This is a genomic window from uncultured Vibrio sp., assembly GCF_947488985.1.
In the GTDB taxonomy this organism is placed as follows: Bacteria; Pseudomonadota; Gammaproteobacteria; order Enterobacterales; family Vibrionaceae; genus Vibrio.
This window is the reverse complement of record NZ_CANLBV010000079.1, coordinates 1-18,306: the sequence shown is the minus strand read 5'-3', so window position 1 is coordinate 18,306 and position 18,306 is coordinate 1. Positions and strand designations below refer to the sequence as shown.

At 44.1% G+C, this 18,306-nt stretch carries 14 protein-coding genes and 1 pseudogene; 6 read left to right on the top strand and 9 right to left on the bottom strand.

Going from position 1 to position 18,306, the window contains the following annotated elements; genetic code table 11:
• The first annotated feature begins 233 nt into the window (after window positions 1-233).
• Complete coding sequence (asd, locus tag Q1A70_RS15040; protein WP_299693193.1) at window positions 234-1,352, top strand: aspartate-semialdehyde dehydrogenase; 1,119 nt, start codon at window positions 234-236, stop codon at window positions 1,350-1,352.
• Window positions 1,353-1,505: 153 nt separating this feature from the next.
• On the opposite strand, the pseudogene Q1A70_RS15035 reads toward asd, so the two are convergent.
• Together Q1A70_RS15035 and Q1A70_RS15030 are read right to left on the bottom strand one after the other, a co-directional pair.
• Window positions 1,506-2,349 (bottom strand): annotated as a pseudogene (locus Q1A70_RS15035) (ion transporter).
• Window positions 2,350-2,494: 145 nt separating this feature from the next.
• A complete protein-coding gene (locus Q1A70_RS15030) occupies window positions 2,495-3,133 on the bottom strand; it encodes a YchE family NAAT transporter (RefSeq protein WP_299693190.1) in 639 nt (212 codons plus the stop codon).
• Window positions 3,134-3,782: 649 nt separating this feature from the next.
• Here Q1A70_RS15030 and adhE point away from each other — a divergent pair.
• A complete protein-coding gene (adhE, locus tag Q1A70_RS15025; protein ID WP_299693187.1) occupies window positions 3,783-6,488 on the top strand; it encodes a bifunctional acetaldehyde-CoA/alcohol dehydrogenase in 2,706 nt (901 codons plus the stop codon).
• A gap of 345 nt (window positions 6,489-6,833) precedes the next feature.
• Here adhE and Q1A70_RS15020 read toward each other — a convergent pair whose 3' ends face one another.
• The 3 genes from Q1A70_RS15020 to sodB all read right to left on the bottom strand — a co-directional run bounded on the left by Q1A70_RS15020 (window position 6,834) and on the right by sodB (window position 9,152).
• Complete coding sequence (locus tag Q1A70_RS15020; protein WP_299693184.1) at window positions 6,834-7,517, bottom strand: SDR family oxidoreductase; 684 nt, start codon at window positions 7,515-7,517, stop codon at window positions 6,834-6,836.
• A 278-nt stretch (window positions 7,518-7,795) separates the two neighbouring features.
• Window positions 7,796-8,299, bottom strand: coding sequence for a VC2046/SO_2500 family protein (locus tag Q1A70_RS15015; RefSeq protein ID WP_299693181.1), 504 nt, complete (start codon window positions 8,297-8,299; stop codon window positions 7,796-7,798).
• Window positions 8,300-8,567: 268 nt separating this feature from the next.
• The gene (gene sodB / locus Q1A70_RS15010) at window positions 8,568-9,152 is read right to left on the bottom strand and encodes a superoxide dismutase [Fe] (RefSeq protein WP_010437112.1); all 585 of its coding nucleotides are present in this window, start codon (window positions 9,150-9,152) and stop codon (window positions 8,568-8,570) included.
• A gap of 269 nt (window positions 9,153-9,421) precedes the next feature.
• Here sodB and Q1A70_RS15005 point away from each other — a divergent pair, with 269 nt between their 5' ends.
• Together Q1A70_RS15005 and Q1A70_RS15000 are read left to right on the top strand one after the other, a co-directional pair.
• Window positions 9,422-9,760 carry a Grx4 family monothiol glutaredoxin gene (locus Q1A70_RS15005; RefSeq protein ID WP_299693174.1) on the top strand — a complete coding sequence of 113 codons (339 nt, stop codon included), beginning with the start codon at window positions 9,422-9,424 and terminating at the stop codon, window positions 9,758-9,760.
• A gap of 96 nt (window positions 9,761-9,856) precedes the next feature.
• Complete coding sequence (locus Q1A70_RS15000) at window positions 9,857-10,486, top strand: DsbA family protein (protein WP_299693171.1); 630 nt, start codon at window positions 9,857-9,859, stop codon at window positions 10,484-10,486.
• Between the two features lie 341 nt (window positions 10,487-10,827).
• Here Q1A70_RS15000 and Q1A70_RS14995 read toward each other — a convergent pair whose 3' ends face one another.
• Both Q1A70_RS14995 and rnt read right to left on the bottom strand, forming a co-directional pair.
• Complete coding sequence (locus Q1A70_RS14995) at window positions 10,828-12,153, bottom strand: Na+/H+ antiporter family protein (RefSeq protein ID WP_299693168.1); 1,326 nt, start codon at window positions 12,151-12,153, stop codon at window positions 10,828-10,830.
• A gap of 64 nt (window positions 12,154-12,217) precedes the next feature.
• The gene (gene rnt, locus Q1A70_RS14990) at window positions 12,218-12,862 is read right to left on the bottom strand and encodes a ribonuclease T (protein WP_299693165.1); all 645 of its coding nucleotides are present in this window, start codon (window positions 12,860-12,862) and stop codon (window positions 12,218-12,220) included.
• Window positions 12,863-13,125: 263 nt separating this feature from the next.
• On the opposite strand from rnt, the gene Q1A70_RS14985 reads away from it, so the two are divergent.
• Window positions 13,126-14,007 carry an OmpA family protein gene (locus Q1A70_RS14985; RefSeq protein ID WP_299693162.1) on the top strand — a complete coding sequence of 294 codons (882 nt, stop codon included), beginning with the start codon at window positions 13,126-13,128 and terminating at the stop codon, window positions 14,005-14,007.
• A gap of 149 nt (window positions 14,008-14,156) precedes the next feature.
• On the opposite strand, the gene gloA is transcribed toward Q1A70_RS14985, so the two are convergent.
• On the bottom strand, window positions 14,157-14,573 hold the full coding sequence (gene gloA, locus Q1A70_RS14980; protein ID WP_299693159.1) for a lactoylglutathione lyase: 417 nt from the start codon (window positions 14,571-14,573) through the stop codon (window positions 14,157-14,159).
• A 746-nt stretch (window positions 14,574-15,319) separates the two neighbouring features.
• Between gloA and Q1A70_RS14975 the strand changes: the two genes are divergently transcribed.
• The gene (locus tag Q1A70_RS14975; protein WP_299693156.1) at window positions 15,320-18,073 is read left to right on the top strand and encodes a cation-transporting P-type ATPase; all 2,754 of its coding nucleotides are present in this window, start codon (window positions 15,320-15,322) and stop codon (window positions 18,071-18,073) included.
• A 128-nt stretch (window positions 18,074-18,201) separates the two neighbouring features.
• Here the strand turns inward: Q1A70_RS14975 and Q1A70_RS14970 are convergent.
• On the bottom strand, window positions 18,202-18,306 hold a 105-nt coding region (locus Q1A70_RS14970; RefSeq protein ID WP_299693196.1), incomplete at its 5' end, for an IS3 family transposase.

Genomic DNA, 18,306 nt, shown 5'->3' with positions numbered 1-18,306 from the left:
CGGAGTCAATAAGAGAATGTCTCTGATCTGATCGTACGATTCTGATTTAGTTCACTCGATTTACGCAACAAAGCCGCAAGCCAATGGCGAATCATAGATAACTTCACTATTTGACTGGTTCATGTGTAAAGAAGGGAAAAGTTACACTTTTTGACAAAAAGCACTTGAGTTCTGTGTCTGAAAAACTTATAGATGGGGGAGAGCAATTATTAATTTATACATGGAGAGTGAGCATGAGAGTAGGTCTAGTTGGTTGGCGTGGTATGGTTGGTTCTGTACTGATGCAACGTATGGTTGAAGAGAAAGACTTTGACTTGATTGAGCCTGTTTATTACAGCACATCTCAGATTGGTATTCCGGCCCCAGTCCTAGGTGGCAAAGATGCGGGTCTACTTCAAGACGCTTTTGATATTGATAGTCTAAAACAGCTTGATGCGGTGATTACCTGTCAAGGTGGTGACTACACATCAAAAGTCTACCCAGCACTGCGTCAAGCAGGTTGGAAAGGCTACTGGATTGATGCTGCTTCTACTTTGCGTATGGACGCTGACTCTATCATCACTCTTGATCCTGTTAACTTAGCTCAGATCCAGCAAGGCATTCACGGTGGCACTAACACATTCGTTGGTGGTAACTGTACCGTGAGCCTAATGCTTATGGCTCTGGGTGGTCTTTATGAGAAAGGCATGGTTGAGTGGATGAGTGCGATGACTTACCAAGCCGCTTCTGGTGCTGGTGCTAAGAACATGCGTGAACTGATCTCACAAATGGGTGTGATCAACGATAGCGTCAGTTCTGAACTCGCAAACCCTGCAAGCTCTATTCTTGATATTGACAAGAAAGTGGCTGATACAATCCGTTCATCTTCATTCCCAACCGATCAATTTGGTGCTCCGCTAGCGGGTTCACTGATTCCTTGGATCGATGTGAAGCGTGAAAACGGTCAGAGTAAAGAAGAGTGGAAAGCGGGCGTTGAAGCGAACAAGATTCTTGGCCTAGATGGTCAGCCTATCCCTATCGATGGTACTTGTGTACGTATTGGTGCAATGCGTTGTCACGCTCAAGCACTAACGATTAAACTTAAGCAAGATGTGCCAATGGATGAAATTGAAGAGATCATCGGCACTCACAATGATTGGGTGAAAGTGGTTCCTAACGATCGTGATATCACTGCGCAAGAGCTAACGCCAGCTAAAGTGACTGGCACTATGTCAGTACCTGTTGGTCGTCTGCGTAAGATGTCGATGGGTAATGACTTCCTAAATGCCTTCACGGTTGGTGACCAACTGCTTTGGGGTGCAGCAGAGCCACTGCGCCGTACGCTACGCATTATCCTTGCTGAGAAGGCGTAATCGGCAAGATTGCTTAAATTCTATTAGCTGATAAATCGAAAAGGGTTGATGATAAACGTCAATCCTTTTTCGTTTATTGATATGTGGTTATTCGGTTCTCGAAATTGCCCTTAAATCTCTTCGTACCCCACCACTCGAATCTCGTATCTGCTTTTATTTCTCTTCAGTTACCACCCGTTTGTCTGGGTCGGCAAGTTCGCTCGCACAATGCTTGCAATACATAGCATCAGAATCATGACCAGAGCGGTTGCAGTTTGGGCACTTAACCAACTCTTTATGTGAGTTCATTTCATTGCTTAATTCAGCCGTAATAATTCCGGTAGGCACCGCAAGGATCGAATAGCCGAGTAGCATGGTGAGCGAGGCTATCGCTTTGCCAAAAGCGGTTTGAGGGGTGATATCACCGTAGCCAACGGTGGTGATCGTAACAATCGCCCAATAGATGCTTTGAGGAATACTGGAAAAAACCGTTCTCTGGCCCTTCAATTATGAATATAAGCGCTCCGAAAATCGTCACAAGAATCCCCACAGTACTGAAGAAGATGAGTATTTTTCGCCTTGCCATGAGCAGTGAGCGCAACAAAATATTGGAATCTTGCAGGTAGCGAACCAGTTTCAGAATTCGGAAGATCCGCATCACACGCAGTAGCCTAATCACGCCCATGAATGATGCCCCAGGGAAAATGATCGCCAGATAAGTAGGCAGAATCGCCAGTAGGTCAACCACACCATAGAAGCTGGTGGCGTAAGATTTTGGTTTTGGAGAGCAGTAAAGCCTTAACAGATATTCGAGGGTGAAAAGAGCTGTAAAACTGTATTCAATATAACGCAGTTGCTGCGACCATTCACTCACGACGTTAGGCAGTGACTCTAATATAAGCACTAACAGTGAAGCCAAGATCACAACGATCAGCGATATATCAAATACACGTCCAGCTGTGGTGTGGGTGCCAAAGATAATGACGTATAAATGATGCTTGAGAGGCTGACTTGACATAAGGTGACGCTCATCGTCTGTTAAATTTATTAACAATCATTATACAAGCTTCATAATAACGAGGCGAGTGAAAGCCCGTTGCCTTCCTTACCTCGTTAATCGTTCATTCTAGCGGCCCATCATCGGTGGCCACGTTCTCATAGCATTACGCTAGTCCTGGAAACAGGTTACGAAGTCCGTTTGCGATGAACTCAATGCCCAATGCACCAAGGATTAAACCCATAATACGAGTGATAACGTTGATCCCCGTTTGACCTAGAAAGCGAACGATCACCGGTGCGGAACGGAATAGAAGCCAAGAGCAGGTTGCAAACGCGATAATACTGATGCCGATCCCCAGGGTGTCCGTTACGGCAGGATAACGAGAGCCATAAACAATGGTTGAGCTGATCGCACCGGGACCAGCCATCAAGGGCATGGCAAGTGGAACGACCCCAATTTGCTCTTTGCTGATGTACTCAGATTTCTCTTGTTTGTTCTGTTTATCTTCGCCGAGTTTACCGCTCATCATCGAGAATGCGATGCTCAGCAACAACAACCCGCCAGCAACCCTAAATGAGTCTAGCGAGATACTAAACATATCAAGCAGCAATTGCCCCGCAACCAGTGACACTATCAAGATAACCGCAACCGCAATATTCGCTTGTAAGGCCGTTCTATTTCTCTCTTCAGGTGGCATATGAGCCGTGAGGGAAACGAAAACAGGCATGATGCCGATTGGGTTTACGGCAGCAACGAGCCCAAGGAAGAATTGCATAAAAATTGCGAGTTCTAAGCCTTGCATGAGAGCGGTCTCCAGTTAGTGTACTTAAGGTGGAAGGTTTGATCTGTGAATAGCGTGAGCACGTAATGTAAGGGACAAATCTAAATTGCACGAATGAAAAAAACTAACGTGAAATCACGAGTTATTTAGAAAAACTAATTGAATAGCTCGCTGCTATTAACAATGTTTCAAAATGTGTACTTGTACTTGTACTTGTGCTTGGCGTTGTAAGCGATTTTTTGTCGAAGTGTTAACTTGCGCACGGAATCAATAAATATGACGCCCAGTTCTAGCTCGTCAGATGCATGTAGATATACTCTTAGTGGCACGAATATGACCGTGTACATGTAATTTCGTTGACTAAAAATGAACAAAACTTACAAATTGTTACGAATTGCGTAAAAGAGCTGGTTATTTTTTGTTTTTATTACTGAGTGGGCTTTGTCATTAAACATATATGAATCATATGGTTATGATTCATATATCGAGCTCGTTACTACTTTCTGGTTAATTCTTTTTGGGTAACTGATCTGGGTCAATTTTTTTCACAGCGTGAAATAATATACTCAGCCCTGAAAGCAATTTACTAAGAACGCTGTTAGTTAGGAGTTAAGACAAGCAGCGAATTTAATAAAAAGTTTTTAATATTTATTATTTTAGGAGATCCACCATGCCTGTAACTAACTTAGCGGAACTTGATGCTCTAGTAGCTCGCGTTAAAGCAGCACAAGAAGAGTTTGCAACATTCTCTCAAGAGAAAGTCGACGCAATCTTTCGCGCCGCTTCTCTAGCAGCCAACCACGCTCGAATTCCACTAGCACAACAAGCTGTTGCTGAATCTGGAATGGGTATTGTTGAAGATAAGGTTATCAAAAACCACTTTGCATCTGAATTTATCTACAACAAATACAAAGACGAAAAAACATGTGGCATCTTAGAAGAAGATGACAACCTAGGCACAATGACTATCGCTGAGCCTGTCGGTATCATCTGTGGTATCGTTCCAACAACTAACCCAACTTCTACAGCAATCTTCAAATCTCTGATTTCTCTTAAGACACGTAACGGCATTATCTTCTCGCCACACCCGCGCGCAAAGAACTCAACCAACGACGCAGCGAAACTGGTTTTAGACGCAGCAGTAGCAGCGGGCGCACCAAAAGACATCATCGGTTGGATCGACCAACCATCTGTAGAGCTTTCTAACGCACTAATGAAGCACGACGGTATCGCACTAATTCTTGCTACTGGTGGTCCAGGCATGGTTAAAGCCGCATACTCTTCTGGTAAGCCGGCTATCGGTGTAGGTGCGGGTAACGTTCCTGTTGTTATCGATGAAACCGCTGACATCAAACGTGCTGTAGCCTCTATCCTTATGTCTAAAACATTCGATAACGGCGTTGTATGTGCTTCTGAGCAAGCGGCAATCGTTGTTAGCGAAGTCTATGACGAAGTGAAAGAGCGTTTCGCTTCTCACAAAGCTCACGTTCTATCTAAAGCTGACGCAGATAAAGTACGTAAAGTACTTCTTATCGACGGCAACTTAAATGCTAAAATCGTAGGTCAACCTGCTCCAGCAATCGCTGAAATGGCGGGTGTTAAAGTGCCTGCTGATACAAAAGTACTTGTCGGTGAAGGTCTTGGTAAAGTTTCTTACGATGACGAGTTCGCTCACGAGAAACTGTCTCCAACTCTAGGTCTATTCCGCGCAGACGACTTCGAAGACGCTGTTGCTCAAGCGGTAACTATGGTTGAAATCGGTGGTATCGGTCACACGTCTGGTCTTTACACTAACCAAGATACTAACGCAGAGCGTATCCGTTACTTCGGTGACAAGATGAAGACTGCTCGTATCCTAATCAACATCCCTACTACTCACGGTGGTATCGGTGATCTGTACAACTTCAACGTTGCACCTTCTCTAACTCTAGGTTGTGGTTCATGGGGTGGTAACTCTATCTCTGAGAACGTAGGTCCTAAGCACCTTATCAACAAGAAAACTGTAGCGAAGCGAGCTGAAAACATGTTGTGGCACAAACTACCTAAGTCTATCTACTTCCGTCGTGGTAGCCTTCCAATCGCAATGAGCGACCTAGAAGGTAAGAAACGCGCATTCCTAGTAACTGACCGTTTCCTATTCAACAACGGTTACGCTGATGACGTAGTTAGCTTGCTGAAAGCACAAGGCATCGAAGTTCAAACTTTCTTCGACGTAGAAGCGGATCCAACGTTATCTGTTGTTGAGAAAGGCGCTGAAGCAATGAAGAGCTTCCAACCTGACGTAATTATTGCTCTAGGTGGCGGTTCTCCAATGGATGCTGCTAAGATCATGTGGGTTATGTACGAGCACCCAGAAACTCATTTCGAAGAGCTAGCAATGCGCTTTATGGATATCCGTAAACGTATCTACAAGTTCCCTAAAATGGGTCAAAAAGCTGAGCTGGTATGTATCACTACAACTTCAGGTACTGGTTCAGAGGTTACTCCATTCGCTGTTGTTACAGACGACAAGACTGGTGCTAAGTACCCACTAGCTGACTACGAAATCACGCCAAACATGGCTATCGTTGATGCGAACCTAGTAATGAACATGCCTAAGTCTCTAACAGCGTTCGGTGGTTACGATGCAGTAACTCACGCTCTTGAAGCTTACGTATCTGTTCTAGCGAACGAATACTCAGACGGTCAAGCGCTTCAAGCACTTAAGATGCTTAAAGAGTACCTACCATCAAGCTACAAAAATGGTGCGGCTGACCCAATCGCTCGTGAGAAAGTACACAACGCAGCAACTATCGCTGGTGTAGCATTTGCTAACGCATTCCTAGGTGTGTGTCACTCAATGGCCCATAAAATTGGTGCTGAGTTCCACTTACCACACGGTCTTGCTAACGCACTACTTATCTCAAACGTTGTACGTTACAACGCGAACGATAACCCAACTAAGCAGACTGCATTCTCTCAGTACGACCGTCCACAAGCACGTCGTCGTTACGCTGAAGTTGCAGACCACCTAGGCCTAAGCCAAGCTGGTGACCGTACTGCTCAGAAGATTGAACGTCTTCTAACTTGGTTGGACGAGCTTAAGACTGACCTAGATATTCCTAAGTCAATCAAAGAAGCAGGTGTTCCTGAAGCAGACTTCGTTGCTAAGCTTGATGAGCTAGCGGTTGAAGCGTTTGATGACCAATGTACGGGTGCAAACCCACGTTACCCTCTGATCACTGAACTAAAAGAAGTGCTAATATCTGCTTACCATGGCACAGCCTTCGTTGAAGGTGAAACGTTCGAAGGTACGACTGTTATCAAGAAAAAAGCGGACCAAAAGCCAGCTGAAGCGAAAGCGCCAAAAGCTAAAAAAGAAAAAGCTGAAGCATAAGTTAGAGTCAGTTTTGAGATAAGTTTTCGCTAGCACGAACCTTATCTATCGGAAAAATATCAAAGCCCCATGTCGAGAGACTGGGGCTTTTTTTTTATGCTTTTTGCTGGCTGATTTGCCCTTAGGGATGGCTACTATACCAATCGTAGTAAATAATTGGTCACCTTAGCTGGTTAAAAAACGCGCTAATTTCGTTAGGTTTTTTTTGATTGTAGAATAACTACTTATCGAAAAATCTTGCCTTGTTTTCAAGCTTTTTCCTGCGCTATTTCTGAACACTTACTTGCTGTGATTGGTATTATTACTGGCTGAAGGTCGAGCGAGTGACTCTTTCTAGCGAAGACGTTAAACCTCAGCCGCGACAACTCGTCCACTGAAGTAATCGTTAGAAATGATGTATTCAGTCGTTCGGGTGAGTTCGTCTTGCAGTTGTGCCCAGTGACAGCGATTAAATTTTCCGTCAGCATTGTGAATGGCTGGCACGACACCGCCAACACGGATCTTAAAGGGAGTTAACTCTTTGGCCCAACTTTGAGTAAAGCCGGTAACCATGGAGTTTGCGCTCTCTAGGCCGGACACGTCATGAAAGTCATCATGGGATATCACATTCACAATAACCCCTTCTTTGTTTGCTTCACGTAACCTTTCAGCACTGATTTGGCCGAAAGCAAAAAGAGTCGATGCCATCGAAGAGAGCTCATTAATAAAGCTGCTGACAGGTTGGTCGCCGATAAGACTTGGCATTGGTGAGCTGATCCAGTTATTGACCAACACATCGGGCGTGGTGTTGAAGGTGGTTTGAATAAAATCAAACACACTGAGAATGGCTTGGTTATCATTGCCTTTGAGCGTGAAGTGGTAAACAGAGTCGGAGAACCGGGCGCATTGGATATAACTTGCCTGAAGTGCTTCTGAGTCGTGATCACAGAGGATGACAGTGGCTCCTAGATTAACAAAGTGGTTCGCAATGGTTCCTCCTAGTCGCGAGCCAGCCGATGTTATCAATATGATTGAGCTTTTTATTTCCATCCGAGTACCTAAACAAATTATTGGTGAAGGTAAAGAGTGGGTTAAATTTTATAAAGCGGGTGTGAGTTAGTTCAAACTAAGCTGCGCCGAGGGATAAGTTTTTATTAACTTAGTGTCACGTCACGTTTTGCAGTGATTTCAATGGGTCGTCATTTCAATCTGCATCTGCGACAAGGTGATGTTAGGAGTACTCAGATGAAGGGGGATTACGCAATCCTTAGAAAAGTGTGGGCTAAAAAAGAAGTAAACATAGATTGATACAGGGAAAGTCGTGCTGGCTATACCTGAGCTTGGATCTGATACTTACGCTGGGCGGTGGATAGCGCATTGTAGAGGGTGGCATGAGGTAAATCAGGTGATTGTTTGTTTGCCAGCTTACGTCGATCATGACCAGACAGGTTTTGGTAAACCTCTTCAGGGAAGTCGGCTGTATCTTCGGGCATAAAAGCAAGTGCTTCCGGTTGCAAGTAATGGCTTAACTTAGCACTGGCAAGGCTAGCTTGATGAAAATGATGAGATTGCTGAGCTGAAACCTCATACGATGATTGGTTTGAACGCAGTGGTTGTGGCTCTGCTACGCCAAACTGTTTACGTAGCCGATCTTCATTGGTTTCAGTGACTTCGATAGTGTCAATCGGTGTGCAATCACGCACATCATTAGAAAACATAGATAGCAGCAACGCGAAATCGGCACGACGACCTTGCTCAACCGCTTGGCTGATCCCGATGCCGAACTTGAGTTCGTTGATGATTCCTGCTTTGTCTAAAGTATGTATCTGCATGTCGCCTCTCATTTGATACACCTTTAACGGCATGGAGTCGGCAAACTTTAGTCTTTAATTACAGGCGAATAGAGAACTTATGTGGGGTGGGGAAGGAGGCTAGATATAGGGGTATAAAGCAGCTTGGTTCGCTTATTTGTTCGGCAATATCTAGACTTTTCGGACGACGATAGATATAAAAAAGCTCACGCCGAGGCATGAGCTTTCAATTTATAACGAGGAAGTGACTTCAGATCACTCGCTATTCATAGCGCAGCGTAAGTAATAATTACTTAGCTAGGTTCTCTTCTACGAAAGACCAGTTTACTAGGTTCCAGAATGCTGCCATGTAGTCAGGGCGAACATTGCGGAAATCGATGTAGTAAGCGTGTTCCCATAGGTCAACAGTTAGTAGTGGAGTCACACCTTCTTCTGTTAGAGGCGTTGCAGCGTTAGACGTGTTAACGATGTCTAGAGAACCGTCAGCTTTCTTCACTAACCAAGTCCAAGAAGAACCGAAGTTGTTGATTGCTGAATCAGTGAATTTCGCTTTGAATTCTTCGAAAGAACCGAATGCAGCGTTAATAGCTTCTGCAACTGCGCCAGTTGGTTCGCCGCCGGCTTTAGGAGCAAGGCAGTGCCAGTAGAACGTGTGGTTCCAGATTTGAGCAGCGTTGTTGAAAACACCGCCGGTAGAAGTCTTGATGATCTCTTCTAGTGTTTTGCCTTCAAACTCAGTACCCGGGATAAGACCATTTAGCTTAACAACGTAAGTGTTGTGGTGCTTGCCGTGGTGGAAATCTAGTGTTTCTGCTGAGATGTGTGGTTCTAGTGCGTCTTTTGCATAAGGAAGTGCTGGTAGTTCAAATGCCATTGCTAAATTCTCCATTGATATGAAAGAGTTAACTCTTTCGAATGCTTCCAGTGATATTATTATTTATGGTTCGCTTTGTGACCAACGATGGTCAACATGCTGACTTTTGATGTATTTTAGCAAGTTTTTACTTTATTAAAAGCCTAATTCGTCACTTTTGTGTGAATTATTAGCTTAACTTGTTAACCATTTTTTTTATATGGTTTTTATTCTTTTGGTTTGGGGTAGAATAAAGGCAATAAAAGCCGTAATCCATTAACGAGGAAGCAATGGAAACTATCGATAAAATCAAACAGCAAATTGAAGAAAACACTATTCTCCTGTACATGAAAGGTTCTCCTAAGCTACCAAGCTGTGGTTTTTCTTCGCAAGCGTCTCAAGCTCTAATGGCATGTGGTGAAAAGTTTGCTTATGTAGATATCCTACAAAACCCTGATATCCGTGCCGAGCTTCCAGCTTACGCACAATGGCCAACGTTCCCACAACTGTGGGTTGAAGGTGAGTTGATCGGTGGTTGTGACATCATTCTTGAGATGTTCCAAAAAGGTGAGCTTCAGCCAATCATCAAAGAAGCAGCGGCTAAAATTGCTCGCGATGACGCTGAATAAGTTCTAGCTTTTTCGCTGAACAGTAAAAATGAGGGGCCTTAATTAGGCTCTTTTTTTTTGGAATTGATTGAGAGTCGACTCAATAAGGAACGAACAATGAACGTTAAACTTCATTATGTACATGATCCAATGTGTAGCTGGTGCTGGGGATACAAGCCAACACTGGAGTTACTAAAACAACAATTGCCCGCGAGCATTGAGTTTAACTACGTAGTGGGTGGCTTGGCTCCGGATTCTGATGAGCCAATGTCAGAAGAGATGAAAAGCAAGTTGCAAGCTATCTGGAAGCAGATCGAAGCCAAGTTAGGTACAGAGTTCAATCATGAATTTTGGACAGAGTGCCAACCGGTTCGAAGCACTTACCCTGCGTGTCGTGCTGTTATTGCTGCGGGTTTCCAAGATCACTACGAACAGATGCTTGAAGCGATTCAACACGCCTACTACTTGCGTGCAATGCTGCCGCACAGTGAAGAGACTCATAAACAATTGGCTGAAGAGTTAGGTATGAATGTGCAGCAATTTGAGAATGACCTTGTTGGTAAGTTACTTGAGGGGGAGCTCGAAGACCAATTGAGCTTCAAACATGCGATGGGTGTGCATTCTTACCCAACCCTAATGCTTGAAGTTGACGGTATCTTCACTGAAGTTGAGCTGGATTACCACTCATCAGAAACGACACTTAAGTCAATTAGAGAAGTTCTAGTAAAGAGTGCTCCTACCGCTTAATTGACGATACTGAATCGTATTATTCAAAGGCTTGCTCGTAAGAGTAAGCCTTTTCTTTTGCCATGCTATGAGGTTTTATACCAATCACAGTAAGTAAGTGATCATAAATAGCGCAGGGAAAATGCTTGAGAGCAAGGCAGAAATTTTCGATAAGTAGTTATTCTACAATCAAAATTTCTAACGACGTTATCGAGTGTTTTAACAAGCTAGGATGACCAGTTATTTACTACGATTGGTATTCTGTGTAACTTGGCGGGAGAAATTCCGGATATAAAAAAGACCACACTAGGCGGTCTTTTAAGTTTTGAACATTGATTCTGACTACAGAACCTAGCTATAAGCTATAGAACCATAGCTGCAATCCAACCGAATACGATCAGTGGGATGTTGTAGTGTAGGAAGGTAGGAACAACGGTTTCCCATACGTGCTCGTGTTGGCCATCAGCGTTAAGACCAGACGTTGGACCTAACGTTGAGTCAGAAGCCGGAGAACCAGCATCACCAAGCGCTGCCGCTGTACCTACTAGAGCAATAGTTGCCATTGGAGAGAAACCAAATGCTGCCGCTAGTGGAACGTAGATAGTTGCAAGGATTGGAATCGTAGAGAACGAAGAACCAATACCCATGGTTACCAGTAGACCAACCACTAGCATAAGTAGTGCAGCGAGAGGCTTGTTGTCACCGATGCTTGTTGAAAGTGCTTCAACCAAAGATTCAACGCCACCAGTTTGTTTCATTACTGCTGCAAAACCTGCTGCGGCAATCATGATGAAGCCAATCATAGCCATCATGTGTACGCCTTTAGTGAAAACGTCGTGCGTCTCTTTCCAAGCAATAACACCGCCAAATGTGAAGACCATAAAGCCCGCTAATGCACCGATGATCATTGAGCCAGTAGACAGTTGAACGGTTAACGCAGCAACGATACCAGCACCTGCGACAAGGATGTGCTTTTTGTTTATCTCTTTAACTTCCGTTGAAACAACAGTATGAGATGTCTCTTTGTATTGACGAGGTTTACGGTAGGTGAAGAACACTGCCGTCAATAGGCCAAAGATCATACCTGCAGCCGGTAATAGCATCGCCATTGGCACTTGGTTTGCTACTACGTTATCAAGACCATTGTCATGCAGGTTTTTAAGCAGGATGTTGTGCAGGAAGATACCGCCAAAACCGATAGGTAGAACCATGTACGGGGTAACCAGACCAAAAGTAAGCACACACGCAATCAGACGGCGATCTAGATTCATTTTAGCGAACACGCCTAATAGAGGTGGGATCAAAATTGGGATGAAGGCGATGTGTACAGGAATCACGTTTTGTGAAGAGATGGTCACTAAAATCAAAGACGCCAATGTCGCGTACTTTAAGCCAGTCGATGCTGCACTGTTCTCTTTACCGTGAATGCGCTTAATGACGCTTTGCGCAAGGAGATCGGTAATGCCCGATTTGGAGATTGCAACAGCGAATGTACCAAGCATGGCATAGCTAAGGGCAATAGTCGCACCGCCACCTAATCCACTTTCGAACGCCGCGACGGTATCGTTCAAACTCATACCAGAAACGACGCCACCGACCATTGCACTGAACGTGAGAGCAACGACTACATTTACACGCATCAAAGCTAAAACAAGCATGACGCATACTGAAATTACAACAGGATTCATATTATTCTCGAGATGTTGTGTTTTTTATGAAGGTAATACGAACGAGCGTTTACCTATTCTGTTTTTATTGTTCGTCAGCAAGCGGCCAGCCGCCGAGGGCTTTCCATTTGTTGACAATACGGCAAAATAACTCGGTGGTTTTTTGCGTATCATACAAAGCAGAGTGTGCTTCTTTGTTGTCAAATTCCATCCCCGCAGTGCGGCAAGCTTTAGCCAAAACGGTTTGGCCGTAGGCAAGTCCACTTAAGGCGGCGGTATCAAAGGTTGCAAATGGATGGAAAGGGACGCGTTTAAGCTTACAGCGCTCACTTGCGGCATTGACGAAGTTTAAATCGAATGTAGCATTGTGAGCGACCATGATTGCACGGCTGCAATCAGCAGCTTTTTGTTCTTTTCTCACTAACTTATAGATTTCTTTAAGGGCTTCTTGTTCCGACACCGCACCACGTAGTGGGCTAAATGGGTCTTTAATGCCGTTAAAATCTAATGCTGCTTGCTCTATATGGGCACCTTCGAAAGGCTCAATATGAAAATGAAGCGTTGATGCTGGGTGCAAATCTCCGTTCTCATCCATTTTCAATGTAATGGCACAGATCTCTAATAATGCATCGGTTGCTGCGTTAAACCCTGCGGTTTCTACATCGATGACCACAGGAAAATAGCCACGAAAGCGTTTTTTTAGGGTCAGAGCTTCATTTTCTACTGTCATGTTAGCCTAAATTAGTGTGATTAAGGCTGCATTATTGCAGATTATAGCAGTGAGAAAAACTAGGAAAGGTCAATAATTGACAAATTAGCCACTATATTGCGGCTTGATAATTGCATTGTTTACTGTCAGATGAAAATACGGCAATTGGCTATGTGACTAGACGGTTCGCTTGTTGGTCAACGAATGGCTTATCAGTGAATAAACAGCTTGTGAGTCAATAAATTGCTTTTTGTTAAATGAATTGCTTAGAGATACGCCACTTTATGAACAAAACACTCGTAACAGCTTCAATGCTATTTTCGCTCCTTATGTCGTCATCGGTATTGGCACAAGAGAAGCGCTACGGAGCATCTCCTCAACAGTCGACGTGGGAGATGGTGGCAAACACACCATTAGAGTGTCGCTTAGTTCATCCTATCCCTAATTTTGGTGATGCGGAGTTTTCATCTCGTGCCAGTAAAAATATCATTTTGGACTTTGAGCTTAAAATGCGCCGCCCAATGGGGGCGACACGTAATGTTAGTCTCATTTCTATGCCGCCACCTTGGCGTCCGGGTGAAAGTGCCGATCGTATGACGACCATTAAGTTCTTCCAGCAATTTGATGGCTATGTCGGCGGTCAAACCGCATGGGGAATTTTGAGTGAGCTTGAGAAAGGGCGTTATCCGACTTTCAGTTACCAAGAGTGGCAGAGCCGAGATCAGCGTATCGAAGTGGCTTTGTCTTCCGTGCTATTTCAAGAAAAGTACAATGTGTTCAGTGACTGTGTCGCTAACCTGCTGCCTTACAGTTTTGAAGATATTTCATTTACTATTTTGCATTACGATCGTAACAGTGATCAGTTGAATAAGGCATCACGTAAAAGGCTCAGTCAGATTGCCGACTATGCACGTTATAACCAAGATATCGATCTGGTGCTGGTGGCGACGTATACCGATTCCGTCGATAGTAAAAGCATTAGCCAAAACCTCTCTGAGAGAAGGGCTGAATCATTAAGAGAGTACTTCAAGTCATTGGGCTTACCCGAAGACCGTATTCAAGTTCAGGGTTATGGTAAACGCCGACCGATTGCTGACAACAGTTCGCCAATTGGCAAAGATAAAAACCGACGGGTGGTTATCTCTTTAGGTCGCACGCAGGTCTAAACTCCGTATTCGCTATGCCGCCAGTAGTAAAAAAGCATAATAGCTGGCGTTATTGAGTTGGAATAAAAAAGCGAGCCACAGTGCTCGCTTCTTTTATTTAAGAGTTTTCATTTGTTTTCAAACCCAACGTGGCAGAGATGACAGAAGAATTACCCCTCTAAACCCGCCGTTGCTTGTTTGTTTTGAATAAGCTCAATCATGTAGCCATCCGGATCTTTTACAAATGCGATATGAGTTGAGCCACCTTTAACCGGGCCCGCTTCGCGAGTCACGTTGCCGCCCGCTGCTTTAATGGCATCACATGTCGCGTAGATGTCATCCACACCGATTGCAATGTGACCAAATGCAGAGCCAAGGTCATACTCAGAGGTTCCCCAGTTATAGGTAAGCTCAATAACAGCTCCTTGAGACTCGTCACCAAAACCCACGAACGCCAGTGTGTATTGGTACTCTTTATTTTCGTTCTTACGTAATAGTTGCATGCCCATGATCTGAGTGTAGAACTCGATCGCACGATCAAGATCGCCAACGCGCAGCATGGTGTGAAGAACACGGTTATTTGCCATAGTGATTGCTCCTAGCTTGTTTATTTTATAGCACTATATATGGGGTGATAGCATAAGCAACATGATATTAACCCATTCGTTTGATCCTGCTTATTTTACTCCTACCTCCTGCTTATTTGTATTACAAAACTTCAATGAGTTAGTCTTCACAAAACCATTAGCGTATCGGGGGACTACGGACTGGTTTGCATAAATAGTAGATAGTGATGATGGATGATTCTAGTGATTGTTCACCATGATGGTGCGTTGATTATTTGTGGTGTAAGTCACGAAAATGTTGGTTATTGATGCGTTATTTAACACTTATTCCTTTTCTCTTGGCCTTGATAACTCATATCAAAACCGAAATGTTCATCAATAAACAAAGGTTATTCCGATGTTTAAATTCGATATTAAGGAATTTTCGATAAATTCTCTATTTATTTATAGCTTTTTCGATGAGTTGTTTGAATAAGTATTTTATATTTTGTTTTTCAAAAACAATGAATTACTGATTTTTGTTTCATTTTGTGGTGGTTTTTGTTCAAAAAAATAATGCAACTGTGTTTCCTTGTTGTTTGTCAAGTGTGTTAATGGCGTTAATTTGTGATCTTTGCCAAGTCTGAATGGGTTGATATATAGTCTTTTTACTGCTTCAAATCGACTAAATATTCACTTTGGATTTGAGAGCAAATTTTAGATATAAAACTATAAGTATTATTTTATTACATTAGCCTTGATGATAGGCTTGGATGTGGAGTACTCAAATGACGAGTAAATGGTTTACACAACAGAGTTCAGATGTTCTGAACAAGCTGAACGCGGATCAAGCGGCAGGTTTATCTACCGCTGAAGCAAAAGCGCGTTTAGAGAAACACGGTACCAATGAACTGACAGCGCAAGAGTCTGCGTCAGCATGGGAACTGTATATTCATCAATATAAAAACCCACTGATTTTTATCCTAGCTGTTGGTGCAATCGTTTCTTGGTCTACTGGCCATGCAATCGATGCAATCGCTATTGCAGTGATCATCCTTATCAATACTGGTATTGCGTTCTGGCAAGAGTTCAAAGCTCAGAAAGGGATGGAAGCGCTAAAAGAAATGGCGGCTCCCGAAGCCGAAGTGATGCGCGATGGTAAATGGATCAGTGTCCCAGCGAAGACTCTGGTTCCTGGAGACATCATCAAAATCAATACCGGTGATATTCTGCCTGCCGACGTTCGTATTATCGAATCAAACCGTCTGACGGTCGATGAGGCAGCGCTGACCGGTGAATCTGAGCCAGTGAATAAGCAGTCTGAACGCCTTGAAGATGAGACCCTTGGTCTTGGTGATCAGAAGAACATGGGCTTCATGACTACGATTGTTACTACGGGTACGGGTCTTGCTGTTGTCACAAGCACTGGTATGCAAACTGAAGTTGGTCACATCGCTCATATGATGAACCAAACTGAAGAGACCAAAACACCAATGCAAGAGCGTATGGACACCATCGCACTCGCACTATTGGTGGTTGCTCTTGTCGTTGTTGCTATCGTATGTGCCATCGGTCTATACCACGGTATGCCATGGTTAGAGATCCTAACGACAGGTATTTCTCTGTCTGTTGCAGCTATCCCTGAAGGCCTACCAACGGTAGTGACTATCGTATTAACGATGGGCTCAACTAAGATGGTGAAGAGCAATGCTTTGGCTAAACAGCTCGCAGCAATTGAAACGCTTGGTTCTACAACCGTTATCTGTTCAGATAAAACTGGTACGCTAACTCAAAACCAAATGCAGGTAATGAAAGCGTACGATGTGTCTGGCCGTTACTGGGATGTGTCGGGTAAAGGTTTTGACCCTAAAGGTGAATTCATCACCAAAGGTCACGATGTACAAGCGACAAACAGCCCAGCAATGATGAAAGGCCTTGTGGTTGCAACGCTATGTAACGACGCAGAATACATCAATGCTGGTGGTAAGTGGACGGTTCGTGGTAACCCGACAGAAGGCGCACTGATTGTTGCTGCTGCAAAAGCAGGGCTTAAGCAAGATGAAATGCTGTCAACTGGTGGCTACTCAATCGTTAAGAAGTTCCCGTTCGATTCAGGTCGTAAGATGGCTTCTGTTATCGTTCGTGACCCACAAGGTAAGCACTTCCTAGCATTGAAAGGCGCGCCAGATGTGGTTCTTGGCAAATCAACTAGCTTCATGGTTGACGGTGGCTTCGTACCAACAGTTGGTAGTGAAGTTGCAGGTAACTTAGCTCTTGATACAGCACAATCACAAGAGCTTCACAGCAACTTTGAAGAGGCGATTCAAACCTTTGGTGGTGACGCTCTGCGCACGCTAGCGGTGGGTTTCCGTGAGCTAAATGAAGAAGAGCTTGAGCTTGACTTCCCTGAGCTTGAGAAAGACGTAAGCATCCTTGGTATCTACGGCATCATGGATCCACCACGTCCAGAAGTGCGTGCCGCCGTCGATAGCTGTTACAGCGCTGGTGTTCGTACAGTAATGATCACCGGTGACCACGCAGTAACTGCAGCAGCGATTGCTCGTGAAATTGGCATTATCCGCAGTGAAGACGATCTAGTGGTAACGGGTGCTGAATTAGACCAAATGGATGATGAGCAGCTGATCGCTATCTGTTCTAAGGTTGCAGTCTTCGCACGTGTAACACCAGAGCATAAGCTACGCATCGTAAAAGCACAGCAAGACAATAACGAAGTTGCCTCTATGACGGGTGATGGTGTGAACGATGCGCCAGCACTACGTCGTGCAGACATTGGTGTTGCGATGGGTATTACAGGTACGTCTGTTGCGAAAGACTCAGGTGACCTTATCCTATTGGATGATAACTTCAGTACTATCGTGAAGGCGGTACGTCAGGGTCGTCAAATTTTTGACAATCTACGTAAGTTTATCCGTCAAGCACTCACAGCGAACGTGGGTGAAGTATCGGTGATCCTGTTTGCATTCCTAACAATGGGACCAGACGTTATACTACCGTTGACTCCGCTTATGATTTTATGGGTTAACCTAGTTTCTGATGGTCTGCCAGCGCTTGCGCTTGGTGTTGAGCCAGAAGAGAAAGATCTGATGGAGCGTAAGCCAGGCAAACGTGACCAAGGCTTCTTCTCTGACGGCCTAGGCGCTCGTATCCTAACTCGTGGTCTAGCATTAGGTGGTCTAAGCTTTGTGACATTCTCTTACGCACTCGACGGTGGTTACAGTGCTCAGTACGCACAAACCGTTGCGTTCTTGACACTGATCTTTGCTCAGCTTTGGAGCTTGTTCGATGCACGTACGTTTACAACGATTTATCGTAAGAACCCGTTCACTAACCACTACCTACTTGGTGCAGTGGCAGTATCGGCGATGTTGTCGCTAAGCGTTGTTTACACAAGCTTCGGTCAACTGGTATTCAGCACAGAAGCACTAGAGTTTAATCACTTAATAGCGCTAATCTTCATTGCAGCAGTACCAACATTTGTTCTATCTGCTATCAAAGAAGTGACTAAAGTGAAGTTTATCTAAGACAGACTTCTTAGTTAAATCATTGAATCCCGCCATAAAAGGCGGGATTTTTTTTGTTCCAATTTTTGGAAGTGCTGGATTTTTAGTTGAGGAGAAAATGATCTGCTCCAGTCAGACTGGACACCGTATTAAGCGACATATTGTTTTTCAAAGTTAACTGGGCTTACATACCCAAGAGCACTGTGCCTTCTTGTTCGATTATAATCAACTTCAATGTATTCAAAAAGCGCTTG

What these genes read in the sequence shown, in the direction of transcription:
- gloA (WP_299693159.1), bottom strand. Translation starts at nt 14,573, where the DNA reads ATGGCAAATAACCGTGTTCTTCACACCATGCTGCGCGTTGGCGATCTT.
- Q1A70_RS15005 (WP_299693174.1), top strand. Translation starts at nt 9,422, where the DNA reads ATGGAAACTATCGATAAAATCAAACAGCAAATTGAAGAAAACACTATT.
- Q1A70_RS15015 (WP_299693181.1), bottom strand. Translation starts at nt 8,299, where the DNA reads ATGCAGATACATACTTTAGACAAAGCAGGAATCATCAACGAACTCAAG.
- adhE (WP_299693187.1), top strand. Translation starts at nt 3,783, where the DNA reads ATGCCTGTAACTAACTTAGCGGAACTTGATGCTCTAGTAGCTCGCGTT.
- Q1A70_RS14975 (WP_299693156.1), top strand. Translation starts at nt 15,320, where the DNA reads ATGACGAGTAAATGGTTTACACAACAGAGTTCAGATGTTCTGAACAAG.
- Q1A70_RS15000 (WP_299693171.1), top strand. Translation starts at nt 9,857, where the DNA reads ATGAACGTTAAACTTCATTATGTACATGATCCAATGTGTAGCTGGTGC.
- Q1A70_RS15030 (WP_299693190.1), bottom strand. Translation starts at nt 3,133, where the DNA reads ATGCAAGGCTTAGAACTCGCAATTTTTATGCAATTCTTCCTTGGGCTC.
- Q1A70_RS14985 (WP_299693162.1), top strand. Translation starts at nt 13,126, where the DNA reads ATGAACAAAACACTCGTAACAGCTTCAATGCTATTTTCGCTCCTTATG.
- Q1A70_RS15020 (WP_299693184.1), bottom strand. Translation starts at nt 7,517, where the DNA reads ATGGAAATAAAAAGCTCAATCATATTGATAACATCGGCTGGCTCGCGA.
- Q1A70_RS14995 (WP_299693168.1), bottom strand. Translation starts at nt 12,153, where the DNA reads ATGAATCCTGTTGTAATTTCAGTATGCGTCATGCTTGTTTTAGCTTTG.
- sodB (WP_010437112.1), bottom strand. Translation starts at nt 9,152, where the DNA reads ATGGCATTTGAACTACCAGCACTTCCTTATGCAAAAGACGCACTAGAA.
- rnt (WP_299693165.1), bottom strand. Translation starts at nt 12,862, where the DNA reads ATGACAGTAGAAAATGAAGCTCTGACCCTAAAAAAACGCTTTCGTGGC.
- asd (WP_299693193.1), top strand. Translation starts at nt 234, where the DNA reads ATGAGAGTAGGTCTAGTTGGTTGGCGTGGTATGGTTGGTTCTGTACTG.